This is a genomic window from Pseudomonas entomophila (genome assembly GCF_018417595.1).
GTDB lineage: Bacteria > Pseudomonadota > Gammaproteobacteria > Pseudomonadales > Pseudomonadaceae > Aquipseudomonas > Aquipseudomonas entomophila_C.
On record NZ_CP070982.1, the window covers coordinates 5769424 to 5778449 of the forward strand.

Here is a 9026-nt window from a genome sequence, read left to right on the forward strand (position 1 = left end):
GCATAAAGTTCACCCGCCCAAAAAGCGGGCCTTTATTTCAACTCACGAAGACGTCAATGGACACAGTATCTAGTCGCTGCCTGGCCGCTTATGCCTGCCAGGCACTTGAACCGGAACTCCGGGCCCGCCCCCAAGGTCGGGCAAGCCGCGCCAGAGCCTGATTGCTCCGCCGTCGCTTGCCGCCCCGGGTGCCCGCCCGGTCGGAGGCAAGCTCATGAACTTCATCACCGTTATCCGCGATCGCCTGCACGCCCCGGCGCGCAAGGCCTTGCCGTACCTGTCCCCGCCCCGCGCGCCCGCTCCACGGCTGCGTGCCATTTGGCTGCCCCAGCCCGGCAGCCCTACCCTGCGCCTGCACTGGCACACCGAAGACACCCAGGAACCACCCAGTCGATGGCGCCCCCGCCTGTGCTTCTGCTGACCGGCGCGATGCATTCCTGACCCTGAACTGACGACACATCAAACGTCAGGCTTTCACGAACTTTAAATATTAAAAGTTCGCAGGATTCTTATTGCCTGACATTTATTCGAGGTTTCAAAAAGACCATGGAATCAGCCAGTAGAAAGTTCGCTGCCGATCTTATTTCCGGCATTCGCCAGCGAACACGTAAACGTCGGAAAAACCACGTTTTCCATCGATCGAATGATCGCGGCCCGAGACACGTTCACTCACCCGCCCAACAGTGAGTCGACTGTGTGTCGTGCCGCCTCCTGCGGCAGGAGCACAGCCAAATGACCGTAAAAGACCGCAACACCACGAGCAAAGCCGGCGCAGACGCCCGCCTCTCCACGTATGCCGCCCGTGAGGCGCGCAACGGCCTGGCCGTCACCCTCGCCAACCTCGACGCCAGCGAACTGGGCCTGACCGAGCACGAAGCCAGCAAGCGCCTGCAGCGCGACGGGGCCAACGAGGTCGCCCACGACAAACCTGAACCGGCCCTGGTGCAACTGCTCAAGGCCCTGCACAACCCCTTCATCTATGTATTGCTGACCCTGGCCGGGATCAGTTTCGTCACCGACTACTGGCTGCCCCTGCGCGCAGGCGAAGTGGAAGATGCCGACCTGACCAAGGTCATCATCATCATGACCATGGTCAGCGTCAGCGGCCTGCTGCGCTTCTGGCAGGAATACCGTTCGAACAAAGCCGCCGAAGCCCTCAAAGCCATGGTCCGCACTACCGCCACCGTGCTGCGCCGCGAACGCCACGACCAGGCCCCGCGCCTGCGTGAAGTGCCGATGAACGAACTGGTGGCCGGTGACATCGTGCAGCTCAGCGCCGGCGACATGATTCCCGCCGACATCCGCCTGATCGAATCCCGCGACCTGTTCATCAGCCAGGCCGTGCTCACTGGCGAAGCCTTGCCGGTGGAGAAGTACGACACCCTGGGCCACGTCGCGCAGAAGTCCGCCGGTGACAGCGCCAGCGCTGAAGGCAACGTGCTCGACCTGCCCAACATTGGCTTCATGGGCACCAACGTGGTCAGCGGCCGGGCCCGCGCCGTGGTGGTGGCCACCGGCAAGCGCACCTATTTCGGCTCGCTGGCCAAGGCCATCGCCGGCTCGCGCAGCCAGACCGCCTTCGACCGCGGGGTGAACAGCGTCAGCCGCCTGCTGATCCGCTTCATGCTGGTGATGGTGCCGGTGGTGTTCATGCTCAATGGCGTGGTCAAGGGCGACTGGAGCGACGCCTTCCTGTTCGCCCTGGCCGTGGCCGTGGGGCTCACCCCGGAAATGCTGCCGATGATCGTCAGCGCCAACCTGGCCAAGGGCGCCGTGGCCATGGCCCGGCGCAAAGTGGTGGTCAAGCGCCTGAACGCCATCCAGAACTTCGGCTCGATGGATGTGCTGTGCACCGACAAGACCGGCACCCTCACACAGGACCGGATCATCCTCGAGCACCACGTCGACCCCAGCGGCCGCACCGACCCGCGCCTGCTCGAACTGGCCTGGCTCAACAGCCATCACCAGAGCGGCGTGAAGAACCTGATGGACCAGGCCGTGCTGCGCTTCGCCGGTGAGAACGGCAGCTTCCAGCCGCCCTACGCCTATGCCAAGGTCGACGAGCTGCCCTTCGACTTCATCCGCCGTCGCCTGTCGGTGATCGTCAAGGACGCCCTGGGCGATCATCTGTTGGTGAGCAAAGGCGCGGTCGAAGAGGTGCTGGCCATCGCCACCCACGTGGAGCAGGACGGCCAGCGCTTCGTGCTCGATGACGCCCTGCGCCAGCAGTTGCTCGCCACCGCCGCCACCTTCAACCAGGAAGGCTTCCGCGTGCTGCTGGTCGGTACCCGCGAGATTCCCGCCGCCGAAGGCAAGGCCCAGTACCACACCGACGACGAGCGCGAGTTGGTGATCCGCGGCTTCCTGACCTTCCTCGACCCACCCAAGGAAACCGCCGGCCCGGCTATCGCCGCCCTGCGTGAGATGGGCGTGAAAGTGAAGGTACTCACCGGCGACAACCCGGTGGTCACCTGCAAGGTCTGCCGCGAAGTGGGCCTGGAACCCGGCCAGCCGCTGCTCGGCCAGGACATCGAGCGCCTCGACGACACCCAGCTCAAGGTACTGGTCGAGGAGCGCACGGTGTTCGCCAAGCTCACCCCACTGCAGAAGTCGCGGGTGCTCAAGGCGCTGCAAGCCAACGGTCACACCGTGGGCTTCCTCGGCGACGGCATCAACGACGCCCCGGCCCTGCGGGATGCCGACGTCGGTATTTCGGTGGACAGCGGCACCGATATCGCCAAGGAATCGGCCGACATCATCCTCCTGGAAAAGAGTCTGATGGTGCTGGAGGAAGGCGTGCTCAAAGGCCGGGAAACCTTCGGCAACATCATGAAGTACCTGTGCATGACCGCCAGCTCCAACTTCGGCAACGTGTTCTCGGTGCTGGTGGCCAGCGCCTTCATCCCGTTCATGCCGATGCTGGCGATCCACCTGCTGCTGCAGAACCTGATGTACGACTTCTCCCAGCTGTCGCTGCCGTGGGACCGCATGGACAAGCAGTTCCTGCGCGAGCCGCGCAAGTGGGATGCGCGCAATATCGGCCGCTTCATGCTGTGGATCGGGCCGACTTCGTCGATCTTCGACATCACCACCTTCGCCCTGATGTGGTACGTGTTCGCCGCCAACAGCGTGGAGATGCAGGCGCTGTTCCAGTCCGGCTGGTTCGTCGAGGGGCTGTTGTCGCAGACGCTGGTGGTGCACATGCTGCGCACCCGCAAGGTGCCGTTCTTCCAGAGCACTGCGGCGCTGCCAGTGATCCTGGCGACAGGGCTGGTGATGTGCCTGGGCATCTACATTCCGTTCTCGCCGCTGGGGGCGATGGTCGGGCTGGTGCCGCTGCCGTGGGAGTATTTCCCTTGGCTGGCCGCGACCCTGCTGGGCTACTGCCTGGTCGCGCAGACCATGAAGACCCTGTACATCCGCCGCTTCGGCCAATGGTTCTGAGGGGTGGCCATGCGAGTACTGATCTGCGCGGGGCGCAACTACGCCGACAGCCGCCGCTGCCGCCAGGCGCTGGACGACCTCCAGCGCCAGCAGCCGATCCGCGTGCTGATCCACGGCGGCAGCCAGCACCTGGGGGGCGATATCGAAGCCTGGGCGCGCGAGCATGGCGCCGATATCGTCCGCTATCCGCCCAACTGGCAACTGCATGGCAAGTTGGCCGAACGCTTGCGCAATGTCTTCATGTTGCGTGACAGCCGGCCGGATGCGGTGCTGGCGCTGCCCGGCGGGGATGACACCGAGGAGCTGCTGGCCCGGGCCCGGGGGGCTGGAATTGCCGTGGTCTGCGCTGGGCGGCCGCTGGCTGGACAAACTTCGATGCACTCTTTGCCGCTGCGGCGCGACTGACATCACTAAGCTTTGCCGGGCCGCAGGACGCGGCCCTCAAGCGAACCTGGAGTGTCCGCATCATCGCAAGCTCCCGGCGCTCAACCGGCAGGGAGCCCTCCATGTTCAAGATCCTGACCACGCCGCAATTCGTTATCGACTTCCAGCTGCAGCTTGCAAAAAAACCGGACATCACCGCCTTCAAGGTGGTTGTCCGGTCTTTGGAAAGACAGCTTCCACTACATCCCAGGCATTGCGATGGACAGTTGGTCGGCGCTCCAGGACGTTGGTGCTGCCTGATCAGTTTTGACTGGTGGTTGATCTACAAGTGTGACACCCAAGCGAGGAGCATCACCCTGGAGCAGACTGGCCCGCATCGCTACCTGTTCGAATAGCCTGCGACTCAAATTCCCAGGTCTTTGAACAGCGTTTCGGCGCTCTCATGCGCTTGCACGATCTGCTCACGATCCTGGGTCTCCATCACTTGCCGGGCCCGATCATTCAGGGTCATCGCCTTGACCTCGAACGGGAGCGCCTTGGTCTGCACAACCTGGACCAGCATCATCCGAATCGCCTGGGAAACGGTGATGCCCATTTCCTCAAGGATCTTTGTCGCGTTGATCTTCAGTTCGCTGTCGATTCGCGTGCGTACGACTTCTGTATGGGCCATGGATCCTCCGAACACTTTGTAGCCACAACGTGGCCACATTTTTGTTCCTCAACAGACATCTGTCCAGCCGAAATGGTTAAAAGATATTCAGGCTGCTGGAAGATGGATACGCCTGGTCGTAGGGCGGAAAAACCCCGATGCACTCTTTTGCGCATCAACGTCAGGAGCATCACTAAGCTTTGCCGAGCCGCAGGATGCGGCCTCATATCAAGCAAGCACGGAGCACCCATGTCCCTCGCCCTCGTCCACAGCCGCGCCCAGGTCGGCGTGCTGGCGCCACCTGTCAGCGTCGAGACCCACCTGGCCAACGGCCTGCCCACCCTCACCCTGGTCGGCCTGCCGGAGGCTACGGTCAAGGAGAGCAAGGACCGGGTGCGCAGCGCCATCGTCAACTCGGGGCTGGATTATCCGGCCCGGCGCATCACCCAGAGCCTCGCCCCCGCCGACTTGCCCAAGGACGGCGGGCGCTACGACCTGGCCATCGCCCTGGGCATCCTCGCCGCCAACGGCCAGGTGCCGGTGGCCACCCTCGATGACATCGAATGCCTGGGCGAGCTGGCGTTGTCCGGGGCGTTGCGGCCAGTACAGGGGGTGTTGCCCGCGGCCCTCGCCGCGCGCGATGCCGGCCGCGCGCTGGTGGTACCCAGGGAGAACGCTGAAGAGGCCAGCCTGGCCAGCGGGTTGGTGGTGTATGCCGTGGGCACCTTGCAGGAACTGGTCGCCCACCTGAGCGGGCAACTGCCCCTGCCGCCCTATGCGGCCAACGGCTTGCTGCTGGAACAACGGCCCTACCCGGACCTGAGCGAAGTCCAGGGCCAGGTCGCCGCCAAGCGTGCCCTCCTGGTAGCCGCTGCCGGGGGACATAACCTGCTGTTCACCGGCCCGCCCGGCACCGGCAAGACCTTGCTTGCCAGCCGCCTGCCCGGCCTGCTGCCTCCGCTGGACGAGCGCGAAGCGCTGGAGGTCGCGGCCATCCGTTCGGTCAGCGGCCATGCCCCGCTCGACAGCTGGCCACAACGGCCATTTCGCCATCCGCACCATTCCGCGTCCGGCCCGGCGCTGGTCGGCGGTGGCTGTCGGATTTCGAAATAAATGCGATTTTTTCGAAATTAATGCGACTGGATGGACCATCCCGGTACCCCGGCTGAGCAGAAACCGGCTGCTGGATCCAATTGAAAATACTCACCCTGCCCTGCATATATTCAGGCTAGGTCTCAATCCCGAGTCCTAACCACCGAAAGGGTTGTACCATGAAAAATCCGATTCAAACGCAGCAAACCCGCGCGAGAAAAGAGTTCAAAGCTCTTGGACGCGCAGAAAAAAATGGCGTGACCGACGCTGAAATTGTCCTAGAAATGGTCAAGGACATGGCAAACCCAGGCTCTGCTCAATCCGTAATGCAGGCCGCTGCTGCGGTTATGTACATGAGCGCAGTGAAAAAGGGCGATACGCCTATTACGGAGGCGGTTAATCGCTGCCTGGAGAGGCAGCGCAAGGAAAAGGCGAGCACTCGCGCAGTTCCTAGCCCAGCCTAACCGATCGCTGCACCTGCAATCCCTCACTTCTGCTTCCTAGCTGAAGTAAGGGGTTGCACCTCCCGACAGTCATAGCTGACCGGTAGCAGTCTCAGCGCTAGGCGCCCTTGATCGCAGTAAGGCGCACAACTCCACAGTCAAAGCCCATCGGATTCCCGATCCCGGTTGCGAACCGTACCTGCGTATCGAGCAGCCGGTCATTGGTCTTCACCTCGACAAACTTGATCGCATCATCGCCGAGCACGATCAAATCAGGCCAACCTGCCCGGTAGTCGTAAGGTGCGGCCGAGAAGGCCTCCAGGATCTTGGCGAGCATCTCGTTACCCATCTGCCGGTACAGGTCCAGCATGAAGTCGGCACGTACACGCGGGAAGAAAGTCCTGAGCCTGGCGTTGGTGGCCAGCTCGCGCACATTGCGCGCCACTCCATCTGGTGTGATTGACCGAACTGTGTCGACAATCTCGTCCGTATGCCCGGCCAAGATGGTCATCTGAGCCTCCAGGAACCGGACGATAGCGTCGTCTCGGTCATTGAAGGTGCTGAGCCTAGCCAGGGTTTCCAGAGCTGCGGCCTTCAGCAGGAGCAAGACAGAGCCGCCCTCACAGTAGCTCACTCGCGCGCCGCCGGTGGCGTATGTCTGGCCAACAACCTCTTCTGGCAGTCCAGCTGGCCCACCATTGATCGACCAACTGCGCTTGTCGTGCTTGTGTGCTACTAGGTCAGTGATCGACCAGCCGATCCCTTCACACTGTTGAGCCAGAGTTGCCTTGGGTGCCTTCATGACAGGTCGCGCTTCCATCTGAGTAATTAAGGTACCGGCTCGCCCCAGGCTGGATAGACTGATCAGGGACGGTGGTGTGGCGGCCTTGACCAGCCCCTAGGCCATAGTTGGCGACCGTTCAGGTCGACGGCCTGGGTTTGGATCATATGGAGGACAGGCTTTCTAATCCACGCTGCCGATAATATCGGCGCGGCACACTTTCCCCCCGACCACCAACGTAGCGTCTGCTGCGGACGGTATTGTCAGGACAGCCAGCAGAAATGTCATCAGCAATGGCGCTGGTGGCTAATCAATTACGAGAGAGATACCCGAAGATCGCGACGCTCATGGACGGCTGCTAGGACGAAGTACTGGCACACATGGCGTTTTCCAAAGTGCCGCGACAGCAGTTGCACAGCACCAATCCGCTGGAGCATTTGAACGCCGAGATCAAGCGTCGCACCGAGGTCGTGGAGAGGCGCCCAGCCCGATGATGCGCTGGATTTCCACAATCACCTTTCCGCCAATACTGGGAAGACCCCGGTTCCGCTCAGCTTTGGGAGACTTATTGGAAAGGAAATCATAAGTGACCTGGGATAGCGAACGGGAGCTTTGTTTCTCGTAGATTTGCGAGCATGCTGTGAGCGAAACGTGGCAGGAGGAATAGCCATGAACCAGGGAGCATTCCAGCCAGCGCCACTGTTGGCTGCCGAACTGATTGACTGCCTGTGTCCCACGACCGGGGCACCCTACTCGGTTGAGCGCTATATTGAGATCTTTAGACTTAGCCCAGCCGTGTTTGCCGGCCATGTCGCAGCCTATCGTCGCAGCAAACAAGGAGCGGCCAGCGAATCCGATACCGAAGCGACGCAACGCTATATCGCGGATGTCCTGCGTGTGATCTTAGCCGTAGACGAGAGCGGCGTTACCATCGAGCGGGCGATCACGTGGTTTCGCCTCGAGCCGTTACCGACCTTCAAACAGCAGACCGCAGAGCAACTGGTCAGTCAGGGCCAGGTTGAGCGAGTGCTGCAGTTTCTGGCCTCCTGGCAGGCGGGAAGCCAGGGATGAGTCGTGATAGCCAACGGCATGTCGATCATCAATCGACCTACCACTCCTGCTATCGCACGGTCCTAGACACAGTGGATGCGCGTTACGACGTTCGCGGTTCTCTGCTGGCAGACATGGTGAAAGCCTGTCTGGCGCACCGCGCCATACTGCCCGCAGCGCAACGGGCGTATTTCACGCAGCACGCGCCAGAGGAAGCGGTGGCCTATTTGGAAAAGTTCACTGCCACGCTGTTGTTTGGTCCCCAGGGACGCCTCTCGCCGCAAGAGTACCGCTACTGATGAGCATCCTATTCCGGCTCGATTGCCTGCGATGTAATCTCGTGACGAGAACATGACTATGGTTGAACCCAATACTTGGCGAGCGACCTGCCCAAGACTCCGGTGACGTCTGTCGGCCCCCGAAACAAATTTGAATCATTCGAAACTAGTGTGACTAAGCCCGACCTGCAGGAGCCGGCCAAGCTCGGATACGTAAGGCCTCCTCGGACCTGACTACACTCCAGAAAGGAGCTACTTCCAGTGCTCCAGTGGCTCTACAGCAGGGGCAAGAGCGGTGACACTTAGTCCAGCTTTCTTTGCATCAGGTGGCTGACTTGCTCTGGAGTCATGGGCCTCATTTCATATGCCCAGGCCGGAGTGCCGGGATAACCGTTGTCGTTCAGCAAAATCTCAATCTCGAACGCGAACGTATCGTTGCTCCATGGGTGAATCGCTGGCGATGCCTCAACTCCCTCTGGATACATGAAAGCCAGAAGCGGCCGCTCGCCCAGCTTAGTCACCTCCAAGCGATATCCCTTGTCGTATTCCACTGGATAGTGACCTCTGGTGTAAGCATCGATCTTCGCCTGTAGTGCGGAGCGCTCTTGATGAGCCGAGAACTCTTTCGTCACAGTCAGTCCTGCGAAAATCAAGAACGAGACGATAGTGCAGCCGATGGCCAGCGCTCCGATCCCAATCGCAACCTTCTTCCATTTTTCCAAGGTAATTTTGGCAGCGAGCATGACCAGAACGGCCGCGACAATCGAAGCAACTACGCTCAACCAGAAGTCAGACAACGACATAATTTCTCCATAAAAATCAGCGGATTGGACTCTGAGAATATCGAGCCGCGACATCAATGCGCCACCTTTTTATTGAGATCTCGCTGCCCTCAAGGCAAGTGA

At 61.1% G+C, this 9026-nt stretch carries 10 protein-coding genes and 2 pseudogenes; 9 read left to right on the top strand and 3 right to left on the bottom strand.

Annotation, left to right across the window (positions count from 1 at the left end; all coding sequences use genetic code 11):
* Window positions 1-214 precede the first annotated feature (214 nt).
* The 4 genes from JYG34_RS25355 to JYG34_RS25370 all read left to right on the top strand — a co-directional run bounded on the left by JYG34_RS25355 (window position 215) and on the right by JYG34_RS25370 (window position 4223).
* Window positions 215-421 (top strand): hypothetical protein, encoded by a 207-nt coding sequence (locus JYG34_RS25355; protein WP_213658856.1) that lies wholly within the window; start codon window positions 215-217, stop codon window positions 419-421.
* 311 nt (window positions 422-732) lie between these two features.
* Window positions 733-3444, top strand: a complete 2712-nt coding sequence (gene mgtA / locus JYG34_RS25360) for a magnesium-translocating P-type ATPase (protein ID WP_213658857.1) — start codon at window positions 733-735, stop codon at window positions 3442-3444.
* A gap of 9 nt (window positions 3445-3453) precedes the next feature.
* A complete protein-coding gene (locus JYG34_RS25365) occupies window positions 3454-3849 on the top strand; it encodes an SLOG family protein (RefSeq protein WP_213658858.1) in 396 nt (131 codons plus the stop codon).
* 101 nt (window positions 3850-3950) lie between these two features.
* Entirely contained in the window at window positions 3951-4223 is a 273-nt protein-coding gene (locus JYG34_RS25370) for a type II toxin-antitoxin system RelE/ParE family toxin (protein ID WP_213658859.1), read from the top strand.
* An 8-nt stretch (window positions 4224-4231) separates the two neighbouring features.
* Here the strand turns inward: JYG34_RS25370 and JYG34_RS25375 are convergent, their stop codons facing one another.
* Window positions 4232-4498: a type II toxin-antitoxin system RelB/DinJ family antitoxin gene (locus JYG34_RS25375; protein ID WP_213658860.1), complete on the bottom strand. Its 267-nt coding sequence runs from the start codon at window positions 4496-4498 to the stop codon at window positions 4232-4234.
* Between the two features lie 228 nt (window positions 4499-4726).
* Here JYG34_RS25375 and JYG34_RS25380 point away from each other — a divergent pair.
* Window positions 4727-5578: pseudogene (locus JYG34_RS25380) on the top strand (YifB family Mg chelatase-like AAA ATPase); the annotation flags it as partial.
* Between the two features lie 170 nt (window positions 5579-5748).
* Window positions 5749-6033, top strand: coding sequence for a hypothetical protein (locus tag JYG34_RS25385; protein ID WP_201720850.1), 285 nt, complete (start codon window positions 5749-5751; stop codon window positions 6031-6033).
* A 97-nt stretch (window positions 6034-6130) separates the two neighbouring features.
* Here the strand turns inward: JYG34_RS25385 and JYG34_RS25390 are convergent, their stop codons facing one another.
* Window positions 6131-6814, bottom strand: a complete 684-nt coding sequence (locus JYG34_RS25390; RefSeq protein WP_213658862.1) for a VRR-NUC domain-containing protein — start codon at window positions 6812-6814, stop codon at window positions 6131-6133.
* A gap of 237 nt (window positions 6815-7051) precedes the next feature.
* Here JYG34_RS25390 and JYG34_RS25395 point away from each other — a divergent pair.
* The 3 genes and pseudogenes from JYG34_RS25395 to JYG34_RS25405 all read left to right on the top strand — a co-directional run.
* A pseudogene (locus JYG34_RS25395) lies at window positions 7052-7266 on the top strand (transposase); the annotation flags it as partial.
* 196 nt (window positions 7267-7462) lie between these two features.
* Window positions 7463-7864: a hypothetical protein gene (locus JYG34_RS25400; protein ID WP_213658863.1), complete on the top strand. Its 402-nt coding sequence runs from the start codon at window positions 7463-7465 to the stop codon at window positions 7862-7864.
* The gene (locus tag JYG34_RS25405) at window positions 7861-8142 is read left to right on the top strand and encodes a hypothetical protein (protein ID WP_203649012.1); all 282 of its coding nucleotides are present in this window, start codon (window positions 7861-7863) and stop codon (window positions 8140-8142) included. Before JYG34_RS25400 ends, JYG34_RS25405 begins: the two co-directional genes overlap by 4 nt.
* 281 nt (window positions 8143-8423) lie before the next feature.
* Here JYG34_RS25405 and JYG34_RS25410 read toward each other — a convergent pair whose 3' ends face one another.
* Window positions 8424-8978 (bottom strand): hypothetical protein, encoded by a 555-nt coding sequence (locus tag JYG34_RS25410; protein ID WP_213658864.1) that lies wholly within the window; start codon window positions 8976-8978, stop codon window positions 8424-8426.
* Between the last annotated feature and the right edge of the window lie 48 nt (window positions 8979-9026).